Genomic DNA, 25,330 nt, shown 5'->3' on the forward strand with positions numbered 1-25,330 from the left:
GATGTGCGAACCGTATTCGAGGTGTGATCACCACTGAATGCGCTTCGATAGATGTTCAGCGTTCCCTCTAATAAAACATACAGGAGACAGACAATGAAATCGAATCACGATCAAAAAAAGCCGCAATCCTCCGCACGCCCATCGCGCCGTAAATTTATCGGTACCGCGGCAACCGGCAGCGCCGCTGCAGCAGCACTCGCTTTCCCAATGATTTCCACCGCACAAACGGTGACCAACCTGCGCTTCCAGAGCACCTGGCCAGCCAAGGACATCTTCCACGAATACGCACTCGACTTCGCCAAGAAAGTCAACGACATGACCGGCGGCGAACTCAAGATTGAAGTCCTGCCAGCCGGCGCCGTCGTGCCAGCGTTCGGCCTGCTCGATGCTGTCTCGAAAGGCACGCTGGATGGCGGCCACGGCGTCATGGGCTATAACTATGGCAAGCAAAGCGCAATCGCACTGTGGACCTCTGGGCCGGTATTTGGCATGGACGCCAACATGGTGCTCGCATGGCACAAATACGGTGGCGGCCAGGCACTGCTGGAAAAACTTTATACGCAGATCGGCGCCAACGTGATTTCCTTCCTGTCTGGCCCGATGCCAACCCAGCCGCTCGGCTGGTTCAAAAAGCCGATCACTAAACCGGAAGATCTGAAAGGCCTCAAGTTCCGTACCAACGGCCTGGCAATTGACCTGTTTACTGCGATGGGTGCCGCCGTGAATGCGCTGCCAGCCGGCGAAATCGTGCCTGCACTGGATCGCGGCCTGCTGGATGGTGCCGAGTTCAACAATGCCAGCTCGGATCGCGTACTGGGCTTCCCGGACGTGTCCAAGGTCTGCATGCTGCAGAGCTTCCACCAAAGCTCGGAGCAATTCGACATCAGCTTCAACAAATCCAAGTACAACGCGCTGGCGCCAAAACTCAAGGCCATCATCCAGAATGCGACCGAAGCGGCGTCGGCCGACATGTCTTGGAAGGCAATTGATCGCTATTCGACCGATTACCGCGACATGCAGACCAAAGATGGCGTCAAGTTCTACAAGACGCCGGATGCGGTGCTGCAAACCCAGCTCAAGATCTGGGATGACATCGTTGCCAAAAAAGGGGCCGACAATCCTCTCTTCAAGGAAGTCGAGAAATCGCAGCGTGACTTTGCAACACGTGCGATGAAGTGGGACATGGACACCAACAACAATCGTCGCATGGCCTACAACCACTACTTCATGAAGGCTGCGCCGAAAAAAGGTTAACGCCTCCGCAAGTCGCTTCGCCCTTTAAGCAAGGGCATGCCTGAACGACGTGTGCAACGGATTACCCTCCGTTGCACACGTTCTCTGTAGTGGATTCGGAGGCCGTCATGCAGCAACTTCTATTCTTTATCGACAAGATCAGCACTTGGGTCGGTCAGGCATTTTCCTGGCTGATCTTTGCGCTGACACTGCTTATCTCGTGGGAAGTATTCTCACGCTATGTTCTCAACAAACCCAATCCATGGTCATTCGACTTGATGATCATGATGTACGGTGCCGCCTTCATGATGGCAGGTGCCTATACGCTGGCAAAGAATGGGCACGTACGCGGCGACGTGCTGTACGGTTTTTTTCCACCAAGACTGCAGGCCGGGCTTGATCTGGCACTGTACTTCCTGTTCTTCATCCCCGGCATCGTTGCGCTGATCTGGGCTGGCTATGACTATGCGGCCGAATCGTTTGCGATTCGTGAACATTCCACCCTGACCGCCAACGGACCACCGCTCTATCCGTTCAAGATGGTGATTCCGGTCGCCGGTGTCCTTCTCATCATGCAGGGTGTGGTCGAGATCATCCGTTGCATCATCTGCCTGCGCAATGGCGCATGGCCCAAGCGTGAGCAGGATGTCGAAGAAGTCGATGTCGACAAACTCAAATCCATGGTCAGCACGACTGATCGCGACATCGCGGAAGCAGATCGTGCACTCGTAAATAAACAACACGGAGGCCATGCATGAAGAAAGAAGCCTGGTTTGGCCTAACGATTCTGTTCGCGATTGTAGTTGGCATCGCGATTCTGATGCCTTCACCTGAAAACATCACAAATGGCCATCTCGGTCTGTTGATGCTAGCACTCGTCGTAGTCGCCATCATGCTCGGGTTCCCGACAGCGTTTACGTTGATGGGGATGGGTGTGATGTTTGCGTGGTTTGCGTTCCATAGTCGGGATCCCGATATGGCGGTGCAGTTGACGCTGGATCTGATGGTGCAACGCGCCTATTCAGTCATGGCCAACGATGTGCTGATCTCGATACCCCTGTTCATTTTCATGGGTTATCTGGTCGAACGCGCCAACCTGATCGAAAAACTTTTCAAAAGCTTGCACATTGCGCTGGCACGCATTCCCGGTTCGCTGGCCGTCGCCACCATCATTACCTGTGCTGTGTTTGCCACGGCAACGGGTATCGTTGGTGCCGTCGTCACGCTGATGGGCCTCTTGGCCTTGCCAGCCATGCTCAAGGCAGGGTACAGCACGCAACTGTCAGCCGGCTCGATTACTGCAGGCGGCTGTCTCGGCATTCTGATCCCACCATCTGTTCTGCTGATTGTGTACGGTGCGACGGCAGGCGTCTCCGTAGTCAAGCTGTACGCAGGTGCGCTGTTCCCGGGAATCATGCTCACCGTCCTTTACATCGGCTACGTCATCCTGATGGCAAAACTGCGTCCCAGCATGGCACCGCCTTTGCCTCCGGAGGAGCGTCAGGTCAAATTGCCTTCCTACGCAGAGAAAATTTCCGTCACAACGCGTAGCAATGCATTCACCGGCCTCATCAACGCGATCAAGGGACGCCGTGCTGCCGATGCAGGCGTGTCGTCGAAAACTTTGTTGGGCCAGCTTGGCATCGCCTTATTACCTGCCTTGGTTTTCGCGTTGATCATGGGCTTGAGTTATCGCATGTTGACTGCACCGGTCGCCGGGCCGATCGACACATCCGAAATGGGCTTCTACGTCGGCGACAGTGCACCTCAGGATTTCGGCGGACTCGCAGAACCACCCGCATCTGACAGCTTTGGTGAACCTCCCGCGCTGGAAACAGCAGGCAATGATGGACTAGCGGAGCCTCCGGTGGCATCGGATAGTTCATCCGCGCTGGAAGAACCTGCGGGCGTAGCATCCGTCAGCGAACCTGATGCCCCAATGAGCATGGACGAAGCAGCAAACACATCGGCAGAAGAAGGAAAGCGCAGCGCACCGCTGACTTTCTGGATCATCTTCGGCGTCGGTCTGATTTGCATGCTGGCGTTCTACGCGATCTTTACGTTTGCTCGGCTGGAAATTTTCAAGATGCTGTTGGGATCCCTATTCCCTCTTGCTCTCTTGATCATGGCAGTGTTGGGCAGCATCGTCTTGGGATTAGCCACACCAACCGAGGCAGCGGCAATGGGTGCATTGGGCGGTATGGTGCTGGCGATTGCCTATCGACGTTTCAACCTGACCATGCTGCGTGAATCGGCTTTCCTTGCGGCCAAGACCAGTGCGATGGTGTGCTGGCTGTTCGTCGGCTCGTCGATCTTCTCGGCCTCGTTCGCGCTGTTGGGTGGACAGGAAATCATCAATGACTGGGTGTTGGGCATGGACATCACGCCGATCCAGTTCATGATCCTGGCGCAGGTCATCATCTTTCTGCTGGGCTGGCCATTGGAATGGACCGAGATCATCGTGATCTTCATGCCGATCTTTATCCCGCTATTGCCACACTTCGGGATCGATCCGCTCTTCTTCGGTCTGCTGGTCGCGCTGAACCTGCAAACAGCCTTCCTGTCGCCACCGGTTGCGATGTCCGCGTTCTATCTGAAAGGCGTGGCACCACCACACGTCACCCTGAATCAGATCTTCCTCGGCATGCTGCCCTTCATGGGCATCCAGATCGTGGCGCTGGTTCTGCTGTACCTGTTCCCGGGTATCGGTCTCTGGTTGCCGGGCGTGCTGTACAACTGATCGTACAAACTAAAAAAAACGGGATGCCGCCAAATGGCCGCATCCCGTTTTTCATTCTTGCTCAACGAACAGTCAACTGATCTGACAACGTTCACCTTTTGCGGCAATCGCATTGCCGGCACGACTGGCCGGCTTGCGTCCGAGCTGCGCGGAAATGAATTGTCCCGCATCCACCACGGCATCAAGATCGATACCGGTTTCAATTCCCAGGCCCTGCATCAGGTAGAGCACATCTTCGGTTGCGACATTACCCGTTGCACCTTTCGCATACGGACAACCACCAAGACCCGCCACGGACGCGTGATAGATCGTGATGCCGACTTCCAGGCTCGCATAGATATTGGCCAGCGCCTGTCCGTAGGTATCGTGAAAATGGCCGGACAGGCAATCGATCGGAAAGACACTTGCAGCGCGCTGCATGATGGTCTGCACATGGCGCGGCGTCGCCACGCCGATGGTGTCGGCAATATCGATTTCGTCGCAACCGAGATCGCGTAATTGCATGGTCACGTCGGCCACACTGTCTGCCGTGACCTCACCCTGATACGGGCAGCCGAAAGCGCAGCTCAAGGCGCCGCGCAAACGCATGTTATTTTCCTTGGCGGCACGCGCCACATCGCGAAAGCGCTCGACCGATTCGGCAATCGAACAATTGATATTGCGTTGCGAGAAAGCTTCTGATGCAGCAGCAAAAATCACCACTTCATCCACACCGGCTGCCAGCGCGCCTTCAAACCCTTTCATGTTCGGCACGAGCGCGGAATAGATCGTGCCGGGACGACGCGTGATACCCGCCATCACATCCGTTGACGTCGCCATCTGCGGCACCCACTTGGGCGAAACGAACGACGCCGCTTCCACATTCACAAAACCGGCTTGCGACAATCGATCAACCAGTTCGATCTTGACGTTGGCAGGAATGGTTTGTGGCTCGTTTTGCAGACCATCACGCGGACCGACTTCAATGATCTTGACGGCGGCGGGCAGGGAAAGAGACATCGACAACCTCGTACTTTGTTTGTCTTGTTGTGCGCTTGATCAGCACATGACGACTGAATGAAAAACGGCCGGTCTAAGCCGGCCGCATCAACACTGCAACAGATGCTTAGGAATGCGTCACTTCGCAGCGTGCATCAATCGCGCTGTTACGCGTATGCATGCCCAGCTTGTTCAGCAGCGCAACGTCGGCATCCGCTTCCGGATTACCGGTCGTCAGCAGCTTGTCGCCGTAGAAAATCGAATTAGCGCCGGCAACAAAACACAATGCCTGAATCGCTTCGCCCATTTCACGACGACCAGCCGACAGACGCACACGCGCTTTCGGCATCGTGATACGCGCGACCGCAACGGTACGCACGAATTCCAGCGGATCGATCGGCTCGGTGCCATGCAACGGCGTACCTTCGACCTGCACCAGATTATTGACCGGCACCGATTCCGGATACGGGTCCATATTGCACAGTTGCGCTATCAGGCCGGCGCGCTGCAGGCGTGATTCACCCATGCCGACGATACCGCCACAGCAAACCTTGATGCCGACGCCACGTACCCGTTCCAGCGTATCCAGACGGTTCTGGTAATCACGGGTCGAGATGATGTTGTTGTAGAACTCCGGCGCGGTGTCGAGGTTGTGGTTGTAGTAATCGAGGCCTGCATCCTTGAGCTTCTCTGCCTGACCTTCACCCAGCATGCCGAGCGTGGCACAGGTTTCCAGACCGAGCGCCTTCACTTCGCGCACCATCTCTTCCACTTTTTCCAGATCGCGATCTTTCGGTTCGCGCCATGCAGCACCCATGCAGAAACGCGTCGCGCCGTGCGCCTTGGCTTCACGTGCTGCGGTCAACACTTCATCCAGTGGCAGAATTTTTTGTGCGGTCACCCCGGTGTCGTAGCGGGCAGCTTGCGGGCAGTAGCCGCAATCTTCCGGGCAGCCGCCGGTTTTGATCGACAACAGGGTCGCAAATTCGACTTCATTCGGATCGAAGTTCTCACGATGCACGGTTTGCGCACGATAGATCAGTTCGTTGAAAGGCAGATTGAACAGCGCCAGCACATCCTCGACCGGCCATTTGGTCGGAACGATAGGTGCGACTGCCTTGGCAGGTGCCTGGAACGTGATTGGTTGCGACGACATGAATACTCCTAGCTAATAACAGTTACATGACCTTGCCAGATGGCGTATCCGGCCATCCCGGCAAGGTCGAAAAATTCAAATAATCAGCGGCTGCGGCGGGCATTGCCGCGGCCAGTCTCGGCACACAACCGAGTAGCGGCGCTTCCAGCCGTGCCTGCAAAGCCTCGACATTATCGCTTGCATAAGCCATGCCGGGGTCTACGGTGTTGGCTACCCAGCCAGCCAGCTTGAGGCCGCGCGCAGCAATCGCCTCCGCAGTCAGCAAGGCATGGCTGATACAGCCCAAACGCAGGCCGACCACCATTATGACGGGCAAAGCCAGTTGTTGGGCTAAATCTGCCGTATCTTCCGTTGCAGAAATGGGTACACGAAAGCCACCGACGCCTTCAACCACCACCGCATCGGCCAACGCCGTCACCTGGCGATAAGTGTCAAGAATATGCGCGATATGCATGTCAACACGCATCAATTCCGCCGAAATATGCGGCGCAGCCGGTTGCTCCAGCAAATACGGCACAGCCAGTTCCGATGGCAATTTGACATTGGCAGCTGCCGCCAGTTGATCGGCATCCTCATTGTGCCAGACCTCGCCATCGGCTTCCTTGATCAGCGTTGCACCGGCTGCAATCGGTTTCATTGCTGCAACACGTACACCGCACTGACCGAGCGCATGTAACAAGGCGCAGGAAATGAAAGTCTTGCCGATCTCGGTATCGGTACCGGTGACGAAATAACCGAGTGGCTTGTCGATGGCATGTTGCGATGTCATTTGTGTTGTCATTCCTGTATTTTTTCCAGTTCCAGAATGGCAGCCACCAGTCGCGCCACATCGGCTTTCTCGTGTGCGGCAGACAAGGTCACACGCAACCGCGCCGTACCAGCCGGTACGGTTGGCGGCCGGATTGCCGGCACCCAGTAACCTTGCTCATACAAAGCCGCAGCAATTTGCATGGCCTTGGCGTTGTCACCAATCACAAGCGGCTGGATCGCTGTGTCCGAGGCGATGACCTGCCACTGCCTTGGCCGCATGCTTTCGTGCCAGTAGGCAATCAGGGAATGCAGTTGCGCACGGCGTGCAATACCTTCAGCCCCTTCGATAATGTCCAGACTGGTTTGCAAGGCATGCGCCACCGCCGGCGACGACGCCGTTGTATAGATATACGGACGCGCCCGCTGCACCATCCATTCGATGACGCTGGCATGCGCCGCAACGAAGGCACCACTGACACCCGCTGCCTTGCCCAGCGTTCCCATGTAAATCAGATTGGGCGAACGCAGATCCAGTTGTTCCAGCACGCCACGACCGTGTGCACCCAATACGCCAAAGCCATGTGCATCATCCACCACCAGCCATGCATCATATTGCTCGCACAACGACAACAACGCTGCCAGCGGTGCCAGATCGCCATCCATGCTGAAAACGCTGTCGGTCACCACCAGCTTTTTTGCTGCCTTGCTGTCACGCAGCAGGTTAGCCAATTGGGCGACATCGCCATGCGGATACACCTTCACTTGCGAGCGCGACAAGCGCGCACCATCAATCAGCGAAGCGTGGTTCAGTTCTTCCGAAAACAGTTCGACATCCGCACCACCCAACGCGCTAAGCATCGCCAGATTGGCCATGTAGCCGGTCGAGAAATACAAGGCACGCACGTGCTCGATCTGCGGCGACATGAAAGCCGCCAAACGCTCCTCCAGCAAGGCATGCGCGCGCGAGTGGCCACTGATCAGATGCGAAGCACCACTCCCCGCGCCATACAAGGCCGCACCTTCCTGCAAGGCGGCAATAACGCGGGGATGCGAAGCCAGACCAAGATAATCATTGCTGCAAAATGCCAGCATGGGACGGCCATCGACCTGCACATGCGGCGCACACGGCGACTCGGCAATGCGCAAGCGACGACGCAGACTTTGCGCATCCAGCGCGGCAATCTGCGCATCCAGCGCGGCGATCAGTTTATGCTTGCCGCTCATGTATCACGCCCTTGAATCAGCACCTGATGCAGCACGGATTGCATGCGCTCTGCCAGCCAGTCGATCTCATCGTCATTGAGGATGTAGGGCGGCATCAGATAGACCGTGGTGCCGATCGGGCGCAGCAATAATTCCTGCTCCAGCGCCGCAGAAAAGAAACGACGCGAAAAACTCGCCGCCAAGTCGGCATCGTCGATCCCGACATCAAATGCCCAGATCATGCCGCGCTGGCGGAAGTTGGTGACGTGCGGATGATCGACCAGTGGCGCAAGGGCAGCCGTTAAACGCGTGGCCTTGACGCGATTGGTTTCCAGCACATTGTCTTCTTCAAAAATCGAGAGCGTCGCCAGTGCCGCACGACAGGCTAGCGGATTCCCCGTGTAGGAATGCGAATGCAGGAAGCCGCGTGCGACATCCGCATCGTAGAAGGCACGATAGATTTCATCACGCGTCATGACCAGCGACAACGGCAGATAACCACCGCTGATACCTTTGGACAGACATAAAAAGTCCGGCCAGATCGCCGCTTGCTCACACGCGAAAAAGGTCCCGGTGCGACCGCAACCGACTGCAATCTCATCGGCAATCAGATGTACCTGATAACGGTCGCACAGCGAGCGTACTTCCTGCAGATAGACCGGATCGTACATCGCCATGCCGGTGGCACATTGTACAAGCGGCTCGACAATCACGGCGGCAATGGTATCGGCATGTTCCTGCAGCAGGACTTCCAGTGCCTTGGCTGCGCGGCGGGCAACATCGCTGGCGCTTTCGCCATCCTGTGCGTTACGCGCATCCGGACTGTCGATCACGTGCGCACGTTGCAGCAAAGGGCCATAGGCATCACGGAAGATCGCAACGTCTGTGACCGCCAGCGCACCGATGGTCTCACCGTGATAGCTGCCCTTGAGGCAGACGAATTCCTGTTTCTCGGTGCGTCCGCTGTTGCGCCATGCATGAAAGCTCATCTTCAAGGCGATCTCGACCGCCGATGCGCCATCCGATGCATAGAAGCAGTGGCCGAGCATATGGCCTGTACGTTCTGCCAATTGCTCCGACAATTGCACCACCGGCTCATGTGTAAAGCCCGCCAGCATTGCATGCTCGATCTTGTCGAGCTGTTCCTTCAAGGCGTTATTGATGCGCGGATTGGCATGCCCGAAAAGGTTGACCCACCAGGAACTGATGCCATCGAGATAGCGCTTCCCTTCCGTATCAAACAGCCACGCGCCTTTGCCATGCGAGACAGGAATCAGCGGCAGGGTTTCGTGATGCTGCATCTGTGTGCACGGATGCCAGACACTGCGTAAACTGCGCGCGACCAGGCTGTTCTGTTGGCGGGAATCGATCATGCCTGCTTATCCTTCTGATTATTTTTGCCTTGCTCCGCGGGAAACACGCCATCGATATAGAACCATCGACCGTCTTCGCGGACAAAGCGACTGACTTCATGCAAGCGATGCGCGCGTCCATCCACCTTGGAGCGTGCGACAAATTCAACCGTTGCCTCGTTGCCGTCGGGAACAAACTTCTTCACATCAAGTCCGAGCCAGCGCATGCCGTGGTCATGCACCAGCTCATCTAGCGGGGGGCGCGTCGATGCATGCCAGCTTGCATGCACGTAGGACATATGGCCGAGCACATACGCGCTGTAGCGTGAGCGCATCAACTTTTCGGCATCGGGTGCCGGCATCCCGTCATGAAACGGTTGGCAGCACTGTGCATAATCGGCACCACCACACGGGCAGGCCTGAACAGCCGGTTTCTTCATCGTTTGCAAGCGTATTGCAGTCAATATTGCAGAGAAGGTCACGATGTCGCGCCAACGGGAACAGGCATCGACACAGCCGGTAAAATGACACCTTCATTCAAGACAGCTATTGTAGCGCGGCGGCTGCCCCGCCACTGCCAGCACAAGAGATCATGAATCCACTGGAAACCCAACTCACTTATCCCTACGGCGATACGCTGCCGGATACCGGCACCGTGCTGGACGTTGCGCCAGGCGTCAGATGGCTGCGCATGGCGCTGCCGTTTGCGCTCAGCCATATCAACCTGTGGCTGCTGGAAGATGAGTTCGAGTCGGAACAAGGGCGCGTACGTGGCTGGACCGCGATCGACTGCGGCATCGGCAATCAGGCCACGCGCGATGCATGGGAAAGCATCTTTGCCTCGCAACTGGATGGCTTGCCGATCGTGCGCGTGATCGTCACGCATTGCCATCCCGATCACGTCGGACTGGCTGACTGGCTGTGCGAGCGCTGTAAGGTGCCGCTATGGATGACCACCGGCGAATATGCTTTCGCACGCATGATGTCGGCAGGACTGCCGGGCGCAGATGGCACCGCGATGTTTCCGTTCTTTCAGCATCATGGTTTGTCCGATCCGCAGATGTTGGAAGAGCTGAAAGGACGCAAGAGTTATTATCCGACCTATGTATCCGCCGTGCCGCATCGCTATACGCGCATGCATGACGATCAGAGTTTTCGCATCGGCGCGCATGCATGGCGTGTCATCACCGGCTTCGGTCATTCGCCTGAACATGCCGCCTTGTATTGTGCCGATTTGAATGTCCTGATCTCCGGCGATATGGTTTTGCCGCGTATCTCGACCAATACCTCGGTGTTCGCGATCGAGCCGGACGCCAATCCGGTACAGCAGTTTCTCGATTCCCTGCAGAAGTATCTGCAACTGCCCGAAGACACGCTGGTCCTGCCATCGCACGGCAAACCGTTTCGGGGCATGCACACACGCATCCGTCAATTGCAGGACCATCACGCAGCACGACTGGAAGAAGTACTTGTAGCGTGCAAGACACCGCAATCAGCAGCAGACATTGTGCCGATCATGTTCACGCGCAAGCTCGATTCGCATCAACTCAGTTTTGCACTGGGCGAGGCACTCGCACATTTGCACAAGCTCTGGTACGACGGTTTGCTGCAACGGTCGGTCGGTGCGGATCACGTTGTGCGTTTTCAAACTTGCTAGCAAGCTGGCGTCACCATCTCCACCAGACGCCACCCAGGCTCAGGCGGGCAGACGTCTGCTCTTCATGCCGATTCGGGTTACCTTGCCAACTGCATTCATTTTCTCTGGAGACATGCACCATGCACCACTGGATTCTGCTCGGCCTTGCCATCCTCGCCGAAGTCGTCGGCACTTCCGCCATGAAAGCAAGCGAAGGTTTTTCCAAAGTCCTGCCCTCGCTGATCACGGTGGTGTTTTACGGCATTGCGTTCTATCTGCTTTCACTCACCTTGCGCAGCATTCCCGTTGGCATTGCCTACGCGGTATGGTCGGGCGTCGGCATCGTGCTGATTTCACTGGCGGCGTGGGTACTGTATGGACAGAAACTGGATCTGGCCGGACTGATCGGCATCGGCCTCATCATTTCCGGCGTGATTGTGCTGAATGTCTTTTCGAAAAGCAGCGCGCACTAAACGCACCTGCTGCTGTCAGACCAGCGTTTGCAACGCCCAACAAAGGATAGCCATGTTCAAGCACTTGCTGTTCGCCGTCTTCGCACTGCCTTTTTTCCTGCCCGCGTCATCGGCCATTGCGCAGGACACCAAACGATCGATCACGGATCTCGGTAACAACATCTACCGCTTTCAGGACAACATGCATTACTCGGTGTTTATCGTCGGCAAGCAAGGCTTGCTGATGACCGATCCGATCAGTAGCGATGCCGCAACCTGGCTGCGCAAGGAAATCCGTCAACGCTTTGGCGATTTGCCGATCAAATACGTGATCTACTCGCACAACCATCTGGATCATGTGGCGGGTGGCGAGGTGTTCCGCGATGCGGGTACGTTCTTTATCGCGCACGAAAAGGCAGCCGAAGATCTGAAGCGTAACCGTGCGCAAACCGTGATCCCGACCACAACCTTCAGTGACCGCATGGAGATCGATTTTGAAGGGCGCAGGATCGCGTTGCAGTATTACGGCCCCAACAACGGCGCGGGCAACATCAGCATGTATGTACCAGACGCGAAGTTTCTGTTCGTGGTCGACTGGATCATCCTGAAGCGTCTGCCGTTCAAGGAAATGTACTACTACGACTTTGAAGGCTCGATTGCGTCATTGAAGCAGGTATTGCAACTGGACTTTGACAAGGTAGCACCCGGTCACAGCGTGGTCGGCACCAAGAATGACGTACGTGAAAACCTGGCCTATCTGGAAGACTTGCGCGACGCCGTGTTAGAGGGAATGAACGAAGGCAGGACACTGGAACAGATGCAGCGCGAGATCAAGCTGCCACGCTACGCGGCCTTTGCCAATTACGAGGAATGGCTACCGCTGAACATCAAGGGTGCATACGAGCAGCTGGCAAGAGTGTCGGGTCGCTACGGACAGGAAAAATAATCAGGCAACCAGAGGGCGCGCCAGCCAGGCAGGTCAGATGCGCTGGTCGATGAACTGGCGCGCAAGCACAACGCCCGCCTTGATACACTCATCCACTGATTGAAAGCCGCCATCGCATGGCACTTCCAGTTCACGGAAACCGATCGATTGCTGCTCGGTCACGACGATCATCGGGCAGTAGTTGCAATCCGCACAATCCCGTTTCTCACTGCACAAACGTGACGTCACCTGCAAGGGCCAGCCCTTGTAGGTTTCGCGATGCGACTTCATCGCAGCGCGGCGTACGTTTTCGAGATATTGAAGGGTATTCATCACAGCTTGGAGCACAAATCGAGGCAATGGTTTCTGCAAAATTCTCCAGATGAGAATGGCTCTCACTGTAAACCAAATTGCCGGAACCGGATACCCGCCCGTTTAAAAATATTCTTCCTGCGCAAAACCATGTCAGGCATTGCAACGCGACTTACAGTGGCAATGTCCGTTTCTTGCGGGGCGCATTGCGAAACAGAAAGTCATACGCACAATTGGGTAGCAAACGTAGTATTTTTGCCACCACACCCATTTGCCACGGAATGACACGATAGCTGCGTCCAGCCGCGATGACGTCCGCTGCCTGTTGTGCAAAATCTTCCGCCGACATCAGAAAAGGCATCGCGTAATCATTCACTTGCGTCATTGGCGTATCGATATAACCTGGGGCAATCGTGACGACCTTGATGCCATCCGTTTTCAATTCCACACGCAAGGATTCGCAGTAACTGATGACAGCGGCCTTGGATGCACTGTAAGCGCTGGCACCCGGCAGACCGCGAATGCCTGCAACGCTGGCAATGCCGACCAGACGACATCCATGATTGCCCGCTGCCGCTTGCTGCCGCATGGTTTCGAGAAAGGGAGAAAAGGTCGCCACCGTCGCTGTCACATTCACGGCCAGAATGCGGTCGAACACATCGAGGTCTTCCGAGTATTCAGTCAACGTCCCGCGTGAAATACCGGCGCTGGCAATCACGATATCGATACCGCCCGCATGCGCCATGAAGTGCTGCGCGGCATTACTCAAGGCGTCGTGATCGGTGACGTCCAGCGTGTAGAGGCAGTGACGGTCACGATTGGGCAGGCTGTCGACCAGCTCAAGCAAGGCTTCACCCCGCCTGCCGACCAGTCCAAGGCTGGCCCCCTGACGGGCGTAATGCCGTGCCAATGCCACACCCAGCCCGCTGGAAGCGCCGGTAATGAAAACACGTTGAGAAGTAGAGGATGACATCGGCCAGGCTTTCAAACAAAAAGCCCGTCCTCTTGCGAGGTACGGACTTTTGAAACGTTAGAACGCAAACTGTCTGCGCGCCAATCGAACCGGCGCAGACCTGATTTATTTTTTGGATTGGGTAAGCAACCAGTCCATCACTTGCAGCGTACTGTCGTGCAACACATTTTCCGGCACGCTACGGCCCAGACCTTTGCTCACGATCGACGGTGAGGTGATGAATCGGCCATCGATGGCAACCATGGGTACGCCATCCACCTTGTAATCGCTTTGCAGCTGAATCGCACGTTGCACCTTGGCTTGCACACCGAAGGAGTTATAGGTATTGGCGAACTGCTTGGCATCGATGCCTTGCTGCTTGCCAATCCAGGCAAGGATCTGCGCATCGGTATCCAGCGTCTGCTTTTCTGCATGAATGGCACGGAACACTTTGCCATGCAGTGCCTCGACCTTGCCCATGGCTTCCAGCGTGAAGTAGAGCTTTTGCTGCGGCACGAAGGAATCACGGAAAGCGACCGGGACGCGCTTGAAATTGATCTTGTCGCCCTGCTTTTTCACCCATGCTTCGAGCGAAGGCTCGAGCAGGTTGCAGTGCGGGCACGAGTACCAGAAGAACTCGGTCACTTCGATCTTTTTGCCACTGTCGGTCTGCTGTGCCTTGTCGAGCACGCGGTAGTCCGTGCCATTGACCGGCGCAGATGGCGAGGCACCGGCGGTCGCTGCAACCAGACCAAGCGTGGCAACTGCCAGCAGATGTTGAATAAAACGCATGTGATTCCTTTCAGTTATTGACCGAAAACTACTTTCCAATTCGAACGACAGCAACGTCGATGCCGTTATCAGACAGCTTGGTACGAACGCGGTTCATTGTCTCCATCTGTCCGAACGGACCGACGCGCACACGATGCAGCGTACCGGTTTCTGCCTGACGTTCGGAGATGTTGGCTTCCAGGCCAATCAGTGCCAGTTTGGCACGCATGCTTTCGGCATCGGCACGCTCACGGAAGGCCCCCGCCTGCAGATAGTAAATCCATTTTTCGTCCGCATCTTCGGCCTTGGCAGCGGCCTCGGCCTTTTGCGTACCCGGCGACACACGTTCAACCGGTTGCGCCTTGACACTGTCTTCCGTCACGGTCGAGGAAGGCGGAGCCGGGTCAACGCCGGTCGTCACCGGGGGCGCAGCACGCTTGCTGTACATCGATTTGTTGGGATCGACCGGTTCGCCGGTTTGCGAATTGATACGATCCGATGGCGTTGCCTTGTTGGTGAAAGGCAGAGGCGTCTTGGAAATCATCAGAGCCACGCCAACCGCAATGCCGAGGCCGATGATCAGACCGAGAATCAGGCCGAGCAGCGTACCACCAGCCTGTTGCTTGAGTTTCTTGTTCATGTCATTCCTGTACGGGCGTACGTTCCATCCGCGTAGGTGCCGAGACACCAATCAGCGCCAGACCGTTACGCAACACCTGTCTGGTTGCATGCATCAGGGCAAGACGCGCCATCTTCAGCGCCGCATCGTCCACCAGCACGCGTTCTGCATTGTAGTAGCTATGCAATTCACCTGCCAGATCACGCAAATAGAAGGCCACCTGATGCGGGCCGAGTTCTTCCAGCGCCTTTTGCAGCATCTCCGGATACTCAGCCAGTTTCGCCAGCAGCGATGCTTCGCGCGGCGCGGTCAGTTTCGACAGATCGACGTTGAGCAGATCGGCTTCGTTCCCATCGGTCCATTGTGCGAGCACCGAGCAGATACGCGCATGGGCATACTGCACGTAATAAACCGGATTCTCATCGCCTTGCGTCAGGGCGATATCGACGTCGAACACGAATTCGCTATCGGCCTTGCGCGAGATGAGGAAGAAACGCACCGCATCGCGGCCACGCGTCAGATCGCGCGCCTCACCTTCTGCGGTTTCACCATTCGACCATTCGATCAGATCGCGCAGCGTGACGTAAGAACCGGCGCGTTTGGAAATCTTCACTTCCTCGCCGTTCTTCATCACAGTGACCATCTTGTGCAGCACGTAGTCGGGATAGCCCTGTGGAATACCGATATCAAGTGCCTGCAAGCCGGCGCGTACACGTGCAATGGTGCCGTGGTGATCGCTGCCCTGCACGTTGATGGCTTGGGTAAAACCACGCTGCCATTTCACTGTGTGATACGCAACATCGGGGACGAAGTAGGTGTACGTGCCATCCGACTTCTTCATCACGCGATCCTTGTCGTCGCGATAGTCGGTGGTGCGCAACCACAATGCGCCATCCTGCTCGTAGGTCTTGTCAGCGCGGATCAGCGCATCGACCGTCGATGCCACCTTGCCGTCGCTGTAGAGCGAAGATTCGAGAAAGTAGTTGTCGAACTTGACGCCAAAGGCCTGCAAATCCAGATCCTGCTCACGACGCAGATAAGCAACGGCAAACTGGCGAATCGATTCCATGTCATCGACACGACCGCTACCCGTTACCGGCTGACCATCGCTGGCAGAAACGGTTTTCTTTGCCAGAAAGTCGTTGGCAATATCCTGAATGTAATCGCCGTTATAAGCCGACTCCGGCCAGCCTTCCATGCCGGGTTTCAAACCGTTGGCACGTGCCTGTACCGATGTTGCCAGCGTGGCGATCTGCACACCGGCGTCGTTGTAATAAAACTCGCGCGTGACATCGTAATCCTGCGCCTCAAACAGGGACGACAAGGCATCGCCCAACGCGCCCTGACGACCATGGCCGACATGCAACGGACCGGTCGGATTGGCGGACACGAATTCGACGATGATTTTCTTGCCCGTGCCACCAAAGCCGCGGCCGTAATCGCCGCGTTGTTGCAGGATGGTGCGCACGACTTCCTGACGCGACGCGGCCGTCAGACGCAGGTTGATAAAACCGGGGCCGGCAATTTCTGCGGTCTCGATCAGATCGCGATTGGCAGGATTGTCGAGCAGGGCGCTGACCAGTGTCTGTGCCACTTCACGCGGATTCTTTTTAAGCGGTTTGGCGATCTGCATCGCCAGATTGCAGGCAACGTCGCCATGCGACGGATCGCGCGGACGCTCCAGCACGATATTCGGGTTGAGTTCGGTGCCAGCCACCAGCGGGGCAACGGCATCCTGGAAAAGTTCGGTCAGTCTTTGTTTTTGTGCGGCGAGCATGAATGAAAGTGCGCCGGCTGAGAGGCGCCGCAAGTTGATTGAAACGTGCGGGCATTATACCGGCTGCAATTCAGGCTGCGTGCCTGACCTCCGTACGCATTCGTCTCAAAAAGTTACCAGCCAGTTACCCGCGGTCACCAGACATTCTTTTTCCCGCCTGCGCCGTTATTTAACGAAATCCTGACGTTGCCCTGCGTACACTGGTTTGCGCCCCTGAGATGCAAGCAACACCTCGTTTTCGTTTCGAATACCTATTCAAAAATGAAGGAGACAGGCCATGCTCGAACTATTGACGGACCCGAACGCCTGGCTGGCGTTTATCACGCTCACCGCACTGGAACTGGTGCTGGGCATCGACAACATCATCTTCATCTCCATTCTGGTCGACAAGCTCCCCAAAGAGCGCAGGGAGTTTGCCCGCAAGCTCGGGCTGTTCATCGCCATGTTCATGCGTATTGGTCTGCTGATGGTACTGGCATGGATCGTCGGCCTCACCGCACCGATCTTTACCATCCTCAATCAAGAGATATCCGGACGCGACATCATCCTGATCGCCGGGGGGCTGTTCCTGATCTGGAAAAGTACGGGCGAAATCCATCAGTCACTGGAAGGCGAGGAAGGGCACAGCTCCAGCACCGTCAAGGCCACCTTCACGTCGGTGATCCTGCAAATCATGGTGATCGATCTGGTGTTTTCGCTGGATTCCATCATTACGGCCGTGGGCATGGTCGATGAGCTGGCTGTGATGGTGGCGGCCGTGATTGCCTCGGTCGCGCTGATGATGCTGTTTGCCGGACCGATCGGCCGCTTTGTGTCGGCGCATCCGTCGATCAAGATTCTGGCGCTGGCGTTTCTGGTTGCCATCGGCGTGATCCTGATCGCCGAGGGTTTCGATCAGCACATTCCGAAAGGCTATATCTACACGGCGATGGGATTTGCGCTGGTGGTCGAGCTGATCAACATTCGTGCACGCAAGAAGGCAAGCAAACCCGTGCATCTGCATGCGCCGTATGCAAGTGACCGTAACCATCCGGAATGATTCGACTTGATCATCGCCGGAATACCGCGGAAAAACCTTACCCGCCGCGGTGCCTTTGAGCATAGTTGGTCAGCTTGTGCGACGATGCAGGCTGACCATTCTTGATGATCTGCTCATGGCCACCGATCCTTGCCACAACCAGCCAACCCTGCGTGGCGATACCGTCGAATTGCAACCATTGAAAGGCATGCACGCGGAAACCCTGCTGGACGCAGCAGCCGATGGCGAACTGTGGAATCTGAAAGTCACCGTCGTTCCCGGCCCGACGACAGTGGATCAGTACATCGAACGGGCACTGAACGGGCGTGCTGAAGGCAGCATGATGCCGTTTGTGATCGTCCGCCGTGACACCGGCGCCGTCATTGGCAGTACGCGTTTCTGGAAAATCGATCCGATCAATCGCAGCATGGAAATCGGCCATACCTGGCTGGCACGCTCGGCGCAACGCACGCACATCAATACCGAATGCAAGCTGCTGTTGCTCACGCATGCCTTCGAGCAGATGCAGGCGACGCGCGTGCAGTTCATGACGGATGAATTGAATACCGCCTCACGCAACGCCATCCTGCGCATCGGCGCGCTGCAAGAAGGCATCATCCGTCATGAACGCATCATGCCGGACGGTCGCATTCGCAACTCGATGCTGTACAGCATCATCGAAACAGAATGGCCGCAAGTAAAAGAAAAACTGCAAAAGAAACTGGCACGCGACTAGCGTTGTCCCGGCTGCCGCTTAAGAATCCCGGCAATAAGCCTCCATGAACTGCGTGATGCGAAAACTGCCCGCCTCCCAAGGGCGGTTCGTCAGTCGCTGCATCGCCGTAAATACATACGTCACTGCGGTCAGATTTTCATCCGCCGCAACCGACACCGTCACCACGTCACGCCGGTATTCGCTGCCTTCGAACACATCGAGCGCCAGCAAATCCGCCTCATCCACATCCAGATACAGCACGCCGTTCACCGCCGAAGCGGTCTTTGGCACCATGCCGGGATAGGTTTCGCCTGCGACTTCATAGCGCGCGTAACCGGGCAGCATGGCCGGCACGGAACGATAGCGGCCATGCACCACGCGCTGCCACACGGCAGGAAACATTAGAGAGCCATAGGTGAATACATGCATAATGTGCCTCGCTTAATCTCCCTTGATGCTGCAGTCGTCCATTTGCTGCTGGATACGGCGCACACGCCGCTTCCAGCGCAGCCGTGAGTTCAGTTGCCAGATCACGTGCACAAGTACATAACCCAGCACCGCCGACACCACGGAAAAAATCGCCAGTCCCAGCATCAGTTGCGGGCCGGCTGCCTGCAGCCAGTCGATCATGTTGGCAAACCAGTTGCCGATACCACCTTCCAGGCTGCCGGCGCCGACAATCTTTTCCATGGTTTCAGGATCCAGATCTTCTGCCGCACCGGGATCGCTGCCAATCAGGCTTTTGCCGACACGGTAGGCAGCATAATAGATCGGTGGCACGGTAAACGGATTGGTCACCAGCGTGGCAAATGCCGCCACCGGCAGGTTGACACGTGCAATCATGGCCAGAATCGAGGCAAACAGGATCTGCGCGATCGGACTGAGAATGCCGGCAAACAAACCCACGGCGAGGCCACCGGCCACCGTACGGCGATTGAATTGCCACAGGTAATGGTGATGCAGATAACGCGCGAGCGGTCGCAGGTAACGATTGTCATGAAAACTCTGCGAGGTCGGCATGTGCTTGTAAAACCGGGTACGACGCATTGACGTTTCTCCTGGGGATTGCGACGACAGGATGCCAACAGGCAATTGAGAGCGGGCAAGATGCCCTCATCCGATTGATGGGACAAGCAATTCCGGGCGGAATTCACCGCAACCGGATGAACATCTTGCTTTTCAGGAACGCGCGTGCGCAGGATCGGCCAGTGCGGCAATTGCTTCGCGGTCTGTCATGAAGATATGGTCACTTCCGAGAATCGCAATCCATCCGGCATCATCCAGCACATCCCACACCTGCTTCTTGATCGCCGTGACATACAGATCGACCCCCATCCCCTTGAGCGCCGCCTGCATCGATTCCAGCGTATCCACACCCGTTGCATCAATGTCATTGACCGAGCCGACACACAGCAGCACACGCCGGATCTGCTGCGACTCGCTGATCTGCTCCGTTACAAAGCGTTCCAGCGCGGCACCTGTCAGAAAATTCAGTGCGGCATCAATACGTACCGCAATCAGATCATCTGCCAGTCGCGGCAGATCGAAGCGACGGCTGTCTCGCAAGGTGCCATCCTTGTGCTCGCTGACTTCGATGATGCGTGGCTGCATGTGCCGATACAGGTAGCAAACCATCGTCAAACCAATGCCAGCCACCACGCCCCAGTGCAAACGCGGCATCGCCACAATCGTCACCAAAAACGTTACCAGCGCAATCGCGGCATCATCCTTGGCAATCAGATACAGACGTTTGAAGGCACCGAAGTCAAACAGGCTGAAGACCGGCATAATGATCATGGCAGCCAGTACCGTGCGCGGCACATAGAAAAGCAGATCGGTGAAGAACAGCAAACAGAGCAGTACACACAACAAAGTGAACAGGGTCGCCCATGCACTGGTTGCCCCTGCATACAGATTGAGTGCCGAACGCGAAAACGAACCGCTGACCGGAAAGGCACCGCTGAAACCGCTCGCCACCTTGGCCAGCCCCTGACCGATCAGTTCCTGATTTTCATCCCAGCGCTCGCGGCGTTTGCGCGCCAGCACGCGGCAACTCGACATCGCTTCGGTAAAACTGATCAGCGCCAACACCAGTCCTGCCGACCACAACTCACGATGCATTTCAAACGAAATCGCCGTCGGCAACACCAGTGGCGGCAAGCCCCTGGCAATATCGCCGACTACTTCGCCACCTGCGGGCGCGTACCCCAAGGCCCAGCTTAGAAATGTTGCCAGCACGGTCACCAGCAAGATGCCCGGAAAGCGCGGGAAGAATTTCTTGGTCGCCCACAGCAATAGCAAGGCGCCGAAACCAAATGCAGACGTCATCAATAAGTGCGAAGGATCGGCTGCAATTCTCTCCAGCACTACATCGGGCGAACGCGTAAACAAGTCCGGCACGCCGATCAGCGTCGGAATCTGCGACGCCATGATGATCAGCGCGGCGGCGTTGATGAAACCGACGATGACGGGTTGCGAAACCAGATTCGACAAACGACCAAGCCGGAACGCACCAAGCAAAAACTGGAACAGGCCGGAATAGATCGATAGCCAGACCGCCAGCGCGACCCATTGCGCCGACGCCGGGACCGCATGCGAACTCAGGGAACCAAAGACCAGCAAACTGCTGAGCGCCGCCGGCCCGACCGCCAGCAAGGCAGACGAACCCCACAACACACCAACCAGCGTCGGAATCAATGCCGCATACAAACCCGTTGCCGCCGGCATGCCCGCCAACGTTGCATACGCCACCGCCTGCGGAATCAATACCAGACCAACACTAAAACCCGCCCAGGCATCGCTTTTCAGCGACGACAAGGTCGGCCGCGGCCAGTTCAGGAATGGGAAGAAACGCTTGATATCGAATGCACTCATGGAAGCAGCAATGCGTTTTAAAGGAAGTGCAAAAAAGAGGCACATCAAATGGCCGGAACCAATAAGTCTACCCGGATTATGCGTTTTCCTTGAGAGCAACGAACAGTACGCTACCGGCCAAATAAGCGCCGCGCGCGTACAATGCCTCAATGGAACTCACACTTGCAGAACTAGAACAAGCCATCAATCACTGGCGCAACCGCCGGCCATCAACCGGTGAAGAACATGCCTTGTCGCCAGAAGTCAATGCACTGGCCAAGATCTACGCCCTGATGATTTTTCATCAGCACAAAGCCGTTGCGCTGGAAACGATTGATCCGGCAAGCCGCCAGTTGATCGAGACTTGGCAACAGACACGCTAATGTTGGCAGGCGTCCAGTCAGGCAGCCAGGTGACGAGCCTGACGCTCGTTTCGTCCTGACGCAGCAACGGCCGCGCCATCCTTGCCCGGCACCTCTTTCGTCACTTGTTGCCTTGCGCGGTGGGCTTGTCCTGCGTAATCGCTGCGCACCAGTTCTTTTGCCGTTTCTGCGGACATGCCTTCCAGCGTCAGCCATTGCGTGACCAGCATCGCCAGTTTTTCGAGTGCGATGCGATTGGTTGCATCGGTCGTTTCATACAGCCAGTTCGATAACCGCATGAAGTTGGCAAAAGGCGTGGCGCCAAGGATCACGGGCAAGGTATTGCTGAACCTTCCCGAATTGGCGACCAGATCCCAGTAGCGTGCAAAGCGCACGAGCTGCTGCATCTCGCCAAAGTCGATGCGATCGGTCGCCAGAATGGAATAGGGCGGATACGGATCGAAGACCAGTTTGTATTCTTCGGTATGACGAATGATCGGCGTGCCACGCAGGCGCTTGAGAATGCCAAACTGGATTTCATGCGGACCGAGCGCCACCAGCTTGTCAAAGCCCTGCGCAAAACTGGCGACATCTTCGCCGGGTAAACCCGCAATCAGATCGACATGCAAATGTGCGTGCGAGTTGTCGCAGAGCCAGCGGATATTCTCGGCTGCCTTCTCGTTATTCTGGCGACGACTGACAAGCGTCTGCACCTCGGGATTGAAACTCTGGATACCGATCTCGAACTGCAAGGTTCCCGGTGGAAACTGCAGAATGCTTTCACGCAACGCCTCAGGCAAATGATCGGGTACCACTTCGAAGTGGGCATAGACCGGATCGTCAGGATTGGCCGCCAGCTTGTCGAGAAAAAACTGCATGATCTTCAGGCTGACCTTGACGTTCAGGTTGAAGGTGCGATCGACAAACTTGAACAGCCGCGCACCACGTGCATGCAGCGCTTCCATCTGACCGAGAAAATGGTCGATATCGAATGGCCACGCTGTCTTGTCCAGCGACGACAGACAGAATTCGCACTTGAACGGACAGCCACGCGATGCCTCGACATAGAGCGTGCGATGCTTGATGTCTTCATCCGTGTAAAGATCGTAAGGCGTGATCAGATCTTCCAGTGGCGGCTGCACGCCTGCATGAATCTTCATCAGCGGTTTGGGACCGTGCAGAATCTGTTTGCACAAGGCAGGAAAGGTCACTTCGCCCCAACCCGTTACCAGATAGTCGGCCAGCTTGACGATGTCCTGTCCCTCCGGCTCGTAGGACACCTCGGGGCCGCCAAGCACGACCGTGACCTGCGGTGCGACGCGCTTGAGCAAGGCCACCACTTTTGTGGTTTCTTCCACATTCCAGATGTAGACACCAAAGCCGACGATGCGCGGCTGATGCGCAAGCAGACGTTCCACGATATCGCTCGCGCGCGCACCAATCACAAACTCTTGCAGTTTTGTCTGCGCCTGCAATTCGCCCATGTTCGCCTGCAGATAGCGCAGGCCAAGCGAGGCATGCGTATAGCGGGCATTCAGTGTGGACAGCAGAATGGTCATGACAGCAGATAAAAAAGCCGGAGAAAGCATCATTCTACGCGTTCACTTCCCGTCACCGCTGCATTTTGCGGTAAGGTAGCGCGTCGATGTACACGCCGATATCTGCCGCATGCCTACCTTCTCCCGCTGTTTGCGATTACGAATTCACGCCCTGCTCCTGAGCGTCAGCGGCGCAATGCTTTTCTGGTCACCCGCCGCACACGGACGCGTTCTCGATGTTGATGCTCCGTTGTGCCAAACCTTGCGTCAGAACGGTGTGCTGCGCGCCAGTGCGCCGGTACGTTGCGAGCAGTTGCGCGTCGTACGATTCAGTTATGTCGATTTTGATGGCAAAACGCACGACGATGGTGAAGTCACCGTGTTGGCGGCCGTGGCCGATCATGTGTCCGCCTTGTTTTCCACATTACGCGAACGCGGCTTCGCGCTGGCCGGTGCGCGGGGCATGCAGCATTTTCGTGGCGATGATGCAGCCTCGATGCGTGCCAACAATACATCCGCATTCAACGACCGCGCCATCGTCAGCGGCAGTGCGCCATCGCTGCATGCCTACGGGCTGGCGATCGATATCAATCCGGTGCAAAACCCATTCGTGGAAATCGGCAAGGATGGCAAGGCACAGATCAGTCCTGCCGAAGGACGCCTCTATCTGAACCGGCAAAAGGAACGGCCGGGCAAGCCTGCACGCAAAGGCATGGCGGAGGAGGTGGTCGAAGTGTTTGCCACGCATGGCTTCACGGTCTGGGGTGGTGACTGGGACGCGCCGATTGATTACCAGCATTTTCAGGTCAGCCGCTCACTGGCAAGAAAGCTGGCAGCGTTGCCGCCGGAACAGGCCAAAACCGTGTTCGAGCATCACGTCAAAACCTACCGGCAGTGTCGGGCCAACAAATCCCGCAGTGCGTGCATCGATTGAGCGGAATTGCACAGTCCTGGAGCCGGCTCGGCCATATACTGTGCCAAACATCATGCGCATCTGAACAGATCAACCGGAGACCGTTTCATGCTCATCAATTGCGTCGCCTATCAGGATGGCAACAAGCTGGCCGACATTCAGGTCGAGGAGATCAGCGACTATCTGCAGCAGCCCAATTGTTTTGTCTGGGTGGCGATGAAAGATGCCAGCCCCGAAGAACTGCAGCAGATGCAGCAGGAATTCCATCTGCACGAACTGGCAGTGGAAGACGCCAATCACGGTCACCAGCGTGCCAAGATCGAAGAGTATGGTGACTGCCTGTTTGCGGTGGTGCCCACCGCAGAAATGGTCGATGGCAAATTGCAGGTCGGCGAGCTCGACGTGTTTGTCGGCCGCAATTACATTTTGTCGGTACGTACGCGCAGCAAACACGGCTTTCTCGGCGTGCGCGCCCGCTGCGAGCAGGAGCCGCATCAGTTGCGCAAAGGCTCGGCCTTTGTTCTCTACGCACTGATGGATGCCGTGGTGGATCGCTACTTTCCCGTGGTTGAAGCGCTGGAAACCCAGCTCGACAAAATCGAAGGCGACATCTTCAATCCGGGACAGCAGCGCAACAACATCCAACAGCTTTATGCGCTCAAACGCGAAGTCGTGATGCTCAAGCACATCGTTGCGCCGCTGATGGAAGCCGTCGGCCGTCTGTACGGTGGCCGCGTGCCCAATCTGTGCGAAAGCACGCGTGATTACTTCCGTGACGTCGGCGATCACCTGTATCGCATCAATGCGCTGACCGATGCCATCCGCGACACCATCGCCACCGCCATTCAGGTCAACCTGTCGATGGTGTCGATCGAGGAAAACGAAGTCAACAAGCGACTCGCCGCATGGGCAGCGATCTTTGCAGTGGCAACCGCCTTCTTTGGTTTATGGGGCATGAACTTCAAGTACATGCCGGAGCTGGACTGGAAATTTGGCTATCCGGTCGCGATTGCAATGGTCACCGGGGTCTGCGGTTATCTGTATTACCGCTTCCGCAAATCCGGCTGGCTGTAGA

Annotated in this window: 26 protein-coding genes; 11 read left to right on the top strand and 15 right to left on the bottom strand. The window is 56.5% G+C overall.

All coding sequences use genetic code 11. The features are described from left to right. Positions 1-93 precede the first annotated feature (93 nt). The 3 genes from IEV29_RS08540 (at position 94) to IEV29_RS08550 (ending at position 3,973) form a co-directional block, all read left to right on the top strand. The gene (locus IEV29_RS08540; RefSeq protein WP_188380770.1) at positions 94-1,254 is read left to right on the top strand and encodes a TRAP transporter substrate-binding protein; all 1,161 of its coding nucleotides are present in this window, start codon (positions 94-96) and stop codon (positions 1,252-1,254) included. A gap of 107 nt (positions 1,255-1,361) precedes the next feature. Beyond that, complete coding sequence (locus IEV29_RS08545; RefSeq protein WP_188380771.1) at positions 1,362-1,991, top strand: TRAP transporter small permease subunit; 630 nt, start codon at positions 1,362-1,364, stop codon at positions 1,989-1,991. After that, a complete protein-coding gene (locus IEV29_RS08550; protein WP_188380772.1) occupies positions 1,988-3,973 on the top strand; it encodes a TRAP transporter large permease in 1,986 nt (661 codons plus the stop codon). The genes IEV29_RS08545 and IEV29_RS08550 overlap by 4 nt, the downstream gene beginning before the upstream one ends. A 72-nt stretch (positions 3,974-4,045) precedes the next feature. On the opposite strand, the gene IEV29_RS08555 is transcribed toward IEV29_RS08550, so the two are convergent. From IEV29_RS08555 to IEV29_RS08580, 6 genes are all read right to left on the bottom strand, one after another. Continuing rightward, the gene (locus IEV29_RS08555; protein WP_188380773.1) at positions 4,046-4,972 is read right to left on the bottom strand and encodes a hydroxymethylglutaryl-CoA lyase; all 927 of its coding nucleotides are present in this window, start codon (positions 4,970-4,972) and stop codon (positions 4,046-4,048) included. A gap of 106 nt (positions 4,973-5,078) precedes the next feature. Then, positions 5,079-6,107, bottom strand: a complete 1,029-nt coding sequence (gene bioB / locus IEV29_RS08560; protein WP_188380774.1) for a biotin synthase BioB — start codon at positions 6,105-6,107, stop codon at positions 5,079-5,081. 22 nt (positions 6,108-6,129) lie between these two features. Beyond that, entirely contained in the window at positions 6,130-6,876 is a 747-nt protein-coding gene (bioD, locus tag IEV29_RS08565; RefSeq protein ID WP_188380775.1) for a dethiobiotin synthase, read from the bottom strand. Between the two features lie 8 nt (positions 6,877-6,884). Continuing rightward, positions 6,885-8,081 (bottom strand): 8-amino-7-oxononanoate synthase, encoded by a 1,197-nt coding sequence (gene bioF / locus IEV29_RS08570; RefSeq protein ID WP_188380776.1) that lies wholly within the window; start codon positions 8,079-8,081, stop codon positions 6,885-6,887. Further along, positions 8,078-9,433: an adenosylmethionine--8-amino-7-oxononanoate transaminase gene (gene bioA / locus IEV29_RS08575; RefSeq protein WP_188380777.1), complete on the bottom strand. Its 1,356-nt coding sequence runs from the start codon at positions 9,431-9,433 to the stop codon at positions 8,078-8,080. The genes bioF and bioA overlap by 4 nt, the downstream gene beginning before the upstream one ends. Beyond that, a complete protein-coding gene (locus IEV29_RS08580) occupies positions 9,430-9,852 on the bottom strand; it encodes a YchJ family protein (protein WP_188381130.1) in 423 nt (140 codons plus the stop codon). Before IEV29_RS08580 ends, bioA begins: the two co-directional genes overlap by 4 nt. 152 nt (positions 9,853-10,004) lie before the next feature. Here IEV29_RS08580 and IEV29_RS08585 point away from each other — a divergent pair, with 152 nt between their 5' ends. The 3 genes from IEV29_RS08585 (at position 10,005) to IEV29_RS08595 (ending at position 12,446) form a co-directional block, all read left to right on the top strand. Next, complete coding sequence (locus tag IEV29_RS08585) at positions 10,005-11,069, top strand: MBL fold metallo-hydrolase (RefSeq protein ID WP_188380778.1); 1,065 nt, start codon at positions 10,005-10,007, stop codon at positions 11,067-11,069. Between the two features lie 119 nt (positions 11,070-11,188). Then, positions 11,189-11,521, top strand: coding sequence for a DMT family transporter (locus tag IEV29_RS08590; protein ID WP_188380779.1), 333 nt, complete (start codon positions 11,189-11,191; stop codon positions 11,519-11,521). A 52-nt stretch (positions 11,522-11,573) separates the two neighbouring features. Continuing rightward, positions 11,574-12,446 carry an MBL fold metallo-hydrolase gene (locus IEV29_RS08595; RefSeq protein WP_188380780.1) on the top strand — a complete coding sequence of 291 codons (873 nt, stop codon included), beginning with the start codon at positions 11,574-11,576 and terminating at the stop codon, positions 12,444-12,446. Between the two features lie 33 nt (positions 12,447-12,479). On the opposite strand, the gene IEV29_RS08600 is transcribed toward IEV29_RS08595, so the two are convergent. The 5 genes from IEV29_RS08600 to argS all read right to left on the bottom strand — a co-directional run bounded on the left by IEV29_RS08600 (position 12,480) and on the right by argS (position 16,856). Further along, on the bottom strand, positions 12,480-12,758 hold the full coding sequence (locus IEV29_RS08600) for a hypothetical protein (RefSeq protein WP_188380781.1): 279 nt from the start codon (positions 12,756-12,758) through the stop codon (positions 12,480-12,482). 151 nt (positions 12,759-12,909) lie between these two features. Further along, positions 12,910-13,710: an SDR family oxidoreductase gene (locus IEV29_RS08605; RefSeq protein ID WP_188380782.1), complete on the bottom strand. Its 801-nt coding sequence runs from the start codon at positions 13,708-13,710 to the stop codon at positions 12,910-12,912. A 105-nt stretch (positions 13,711-13,815) separates the two neighbouring features. Next, a complete protein-coding gene (locus IEV29_RS08610) occupies positions 13,816-14,481 on the bottom strand; it encodes a thiol:disulfide interchange protein DsbA/DsbL (RefSeq protein ID WP_188380783.1) in 666 nt (221 codons plus the stop codon). Positions 14,482-14,509: 28 nt separating this feature from the next. Further along, positions 14,510-15,100: an SPOR domain-containing protein gene (locus tag IEV29_RS08615; protein ID WP_188380784.1), complete on the bottom strand. Its 591-nt coding sequence runs from the start codon at positions 15,098-15,100 to the stop codon at positions 14,510-14,512. A gap of 1 nt (position 15,101) precedes the next feature. Continuing rightward, positions 15,102-16,856, bottom strand: a complete 1,755-nt coding sequence (gene argS / locus IEV29_RS08620) for an arginine--tRNA ligase (RefSeq protein WP_188380785.1) — start codon at positions 16,854-16,856, stop codon at positions 15,102-15,104. 277 nt (positions 16,857-17,133) lie between these two features. Between argS and IEV29_RS08625 the strand changes: the two genes are divergently transcribed. Continuing rightward, positions 17,134-17,895: a TerC family protein gene (locus IEV29_RS08625; RefSeq protein ID WP_188380786.1), complete on the top strand. Its 762-nt coding sequence runs from the start codon at positions 17,134-17,136 to the stop codon at positions 17,893-17,895. Between the two features lie 115 nt (positions 17,896-18,010). Then, positions 18,011-18,610, top strand: a complete 600-nt coding sequence (locus IEV29_RS08630) for a GNAT family N-acetyltransferase (RefSeq protein ID WP_188380787.1) — start codon at positions 18,011-18,013, stop codon at positions 18,608-18,610. A gap of 18 nt (positions 18,611-18,628) precedes the next feature. Here IEV29_RS08630 and IEV29_RS08635 read toward each other — a convergent pair whose 3' ends face one another. The 3 genes from IEV29_RS08635 to IEV29_RS08645 form a co-directional block, all read right to left on the bottom strand. Then, positions 18,629-19,018, bottom strand: a complete 390-nt coding sequence (locus IEV29_RS08635) for a gamma-glutamylcyclotransferase family protein (protein WP_188380788.1) — start codon at positions 19,016-19,018, stop codon at positions 18,629-18,631. Positions 19,019-19,030: 12 nt separating this feature from the next. Then, positions 19,031-19,636: a DUF2062 domain-containing protein gene (locus tag IEV29_RS08640; RefSeq protein WP_229726286.1), complete on the bottom strand. Its 606-nt coding sequence runs from the start codon at positions 19,634-19,636 to the stop codon at positions 19,031-19,033. 132 nt (positions 19,637-19,768) lie between these two features. Beyond that, positions 19,769-21,463: a SulP family inorganic anion transporter gene (locus IEV29_RS08645; RefSeq protein WP_188380789.1), complete on the bottom strand. Its 1,695-nt coding sequence runs from the start codon at positions 21,461-21,463 to the stop codon at positions 19,769-19,771. A 149-nt stretch (positions 21,464-21,612) separates the two neighbouring features. Between IEV29_RS08645 and IEV29_RS08650 the strand changes: the two genes are divergently transcribed. Next, positions 21,613-21,825 carry a DUF3717 domain-containing protein gene (locus IEV29_RS08650; RefSeq protein WP_188380790.1) on the top strand — a complete coding sequence of 71 codons (213 nt, stop codon included), beginning with the start codon at positions 21,613-21,615 and terminating at the stop codon, positions 21,823-21,825. Positions 21,826-21,842: 17 nt separating this feature from the next. On the opposite strand, the gene IEV29_RS08655 is transcribed toward IEV29_RS08650, so the two are convergent. Then, positions 21,843-23,363 (bottom strand): B12-binding domain-containing radical SAM protein, encoded by a 1,521-nt coding sequence (locus IEV29_RS08655; protein ID WP_188380791.1) that lies wholly within the window; start codon positions 23,361-23,363, stop codon positions 21,843-21,845. A gap of 109 nt (positions 23,364-23,472) precedes the next feature. Here IEV29_RS08655 and IEV29_RS08660 point away from each other — a divergent pair, with 109 nt between their 5' ends. Beyond that, positions 23,473-24,276 carry a M15 family metallopeptidase gene (locus IEV29_RS08660; protein ID WP_188380792.1) on the top strand — a complete coding sequence of 268 codons (804 nt, stop codon included), beginning with the start codon at positions 23,473-23,475 and terminating at the stop codon, positions 24,274-24,276. A gap of 87 nt (positions 24,277-24,363) precedes the next feature. After that, a complete protein-coding gene (gene corA / locus IEV29_RS08665; RefSeq protein WP_188380793.1) occupies positions 24,364-25,329 on the top strand; it encodes a magnesium/cobalt transporter CorA in 966 nt (321 codons plus the stop codon). Position 25,330: the final 1 nt, after the last annotated feature.

Origin of the sequence: Oxalicibacterium faecigallinarum (genome assembly GCF_014635705.1) — a bacterium.
In the GTDB taxonomy this organism is placed as follows: domain Bacteria; phylum Pseudomonadota; class Gammaproteobacteria; order Burkholderiales; family Burkholderiaceae_D; genus Oxalicibacterium; species Oxalicibacterium faecigallinarum.

What these genes read in the sequence shown, in the direction of transcription:
- IEV29_RS08540 (WP_188380770.1), top strand. Translation starts at nt 94, where the DNA reads ATGAAATCGAATCACGATCAAAAAAAGCCGCAATCCTCCGCACGCCCA.
- IEV29_RS08545 (WP_188380771.1), top strand. Translation starts at nt 1,362, where the DNA reads ATGCAGCAACTTCTATTCTTTATCGACAAGATCAGCACTTGGGTCGGT.
- IEV29_RS08550 (WP_188380772.1), top strand. Translation starts at nt 1,988, where the DNA reads ATGAAGAAAGAAGCCTGGTTTGGCCTAACGATTCTGTTCGCGATTGTA.
- IEV29_RS08555 (WP_188380773.1), bottom strand. Translation starts at nt 4,972, where the DNA reads ATGTCTCTTTCCCTGCCCGCCGCCGTCAAGATCATTGAAGTCGGTCCG.
- bioB (WP_188380774.1), bottom strand. Translation starts at nt 6,107, where the DNA reads ATGTCGTCGCAACCAATCACGTTCCAGGCACCTGCCAAGGCAGTCGCA.
- bioD (WP_188380775.1), bottom strand. Translation starts at nt 6,876, where the DNA reads ATGACATCGCAACATGCCATCGACAAGCCACTCGGTTATTTCGTCACC.
- bioF (WP_188380776.1), bottom strand. Translation starts at nt 8,081, where the DNA reads ATGAGCGGCAAGCATAAACTGATCGCCGCGCTGGATGCGCAGATTGCC.
- bioA (WP_188380777.1), bottom strand. Translation starts at nt 9,433, where the DNA reads ATGATCGATTCCCGCCAACAGAACAGCCTGGTCGCGCGCAGTTTACGC.
- IEV29_RS08580 (WP_188381130.1), bottom strand. Translation starts at nt 9,852, where the DNA reads ATGAAGAAACCGGCTGTTCAGGCCTGCCCGTGTGGTGGTGCCGATTAT.
- IEV29_RS08585 (WP_188380778.1), top strand. Translation starts at nt 10,005, where the DNA reads ATGAATCCACTGGAAACCCAACTCACTTATCCCTACGGCGATACGCTG.
- IEV29_RS08590 (WP_188380779.1), top strand. Translation starts at nt 11,189, where the DNA reads ATGCACCACTGGATTCTGCTCGGCCTTGCCATCCTCGCCGAAGTCGTC.
- IEV29_RS08595 (WP_188380780.1), top strand. Translation starts at nt 11,574, where the DNA reads ATGTTCAAGCACTTGCTGTTCGCCGTCTTCGCACTGCCTTTTTTCCTG.
- IEV29_RS08600 (WP_188380781.1), bottom strand. Translation starts at nt 12,758, where the DNA reads ATGAATACCCTTCAATATCTCGAAAACGTACGCCGCGCTGCGATGAAG.
- IEV29_RS08605 (WP_188380782.1), bottom strand. Translation starts at nt 13,710, where the DNA reads ATGTCATCCTCTACTTCTCAACGTGTTTTCATTACCGGCGCTTCCAGC.
- IEV29_RS08610 (WP_188380783.1), bottom strand. Translation starts at nt 14,481, where the DNA reads ATGCGTTTTATTCAACATCTGCTGGCAGTTGCCACGCTTGGTCTGGTT.
- IEV29_RS08615 (WP_188380784.1), bottom strand. Translation starts at nt 15,100, where the DNA reads ATGAACAAGAAACTCAAGCAACAGGCTGGTGGTACGCTGCTCGGCCTG.
- argS (WP_188380785.1), bottom strand. Translation starts at nt 16,856, where the DNA reads ATGCTCGCCGCACAAAAACAAAGACTGACCGAACTTTTCCAGGATGCC.
- IEV29_RS08625 (WP_188380786.1), top strand. Translation starts at nt 17,134, where the DNA reads ATGCTCGAACTATTGACGGACCCGAACGCCTGGCTGGCGTTTATCACG.
- IEV29_RS08630 (WP_188380787.1), top strand. Translation starts at nt 18,011, where the DNA reads ATGGCCACCGATCCTTGCCACAACCAGCCAACCCTGCGTGGCGATACC.
- IEV29_RS08635 (WP_188380788.1), bottom strand. Translation starts at nt 19,018, where the DNA reads ATGCATGTATTCACCTATGGCTCTCTAATGTTTCCTGCCGTGTGGCAG.
- IEV29_RS08640 (WP_229726286.1), bottom strand. Translation starts at nt 19,636, where the DNA reads ATGCGTCGTACCCGGTTTTACAAGCACATGCCGACCTCGCAGAGTTTT.
- IEV29_RS08645 (WP_188380789.1), bottom strand. Translation starts at nt 21,463, where the DNA reads ATGAGTGCATTCGATATCAAGCGTTTCTTCCCATTCCTGAACTGGCCG.
- IEV29_RS08650 (WP_188380790.1), top strand. Translation starts at nt 21,613, where the DNA reads ATGGAACTCACACTTGCAGAACTAGAACAAGCCATCAATCACTGGCGC.
- IEV29_RS08655 (WP_188380791.1), bottom strand. Translation starts at nt 23,363, where the DNA reads ATGACCATTCTGCTGTCCACACTGAATGCCCGCTATACGCATGCCTCG.
- IEV29_RS08660 (WP_188380792.1), top strand. Translation starts at nt 23,473, where the DNA reads ATGCCTACCTTCTCCCGCTGTTTGCGATTACGAATTCACGCCCTGCTC.
- corA (WP_188380793.1), top strand. Translation starts at nt 24,364, where the DNA reads ATGCTCATCAATTGCGTCGCCTATCAGGATGGCAACAAGCTGGCCGAC.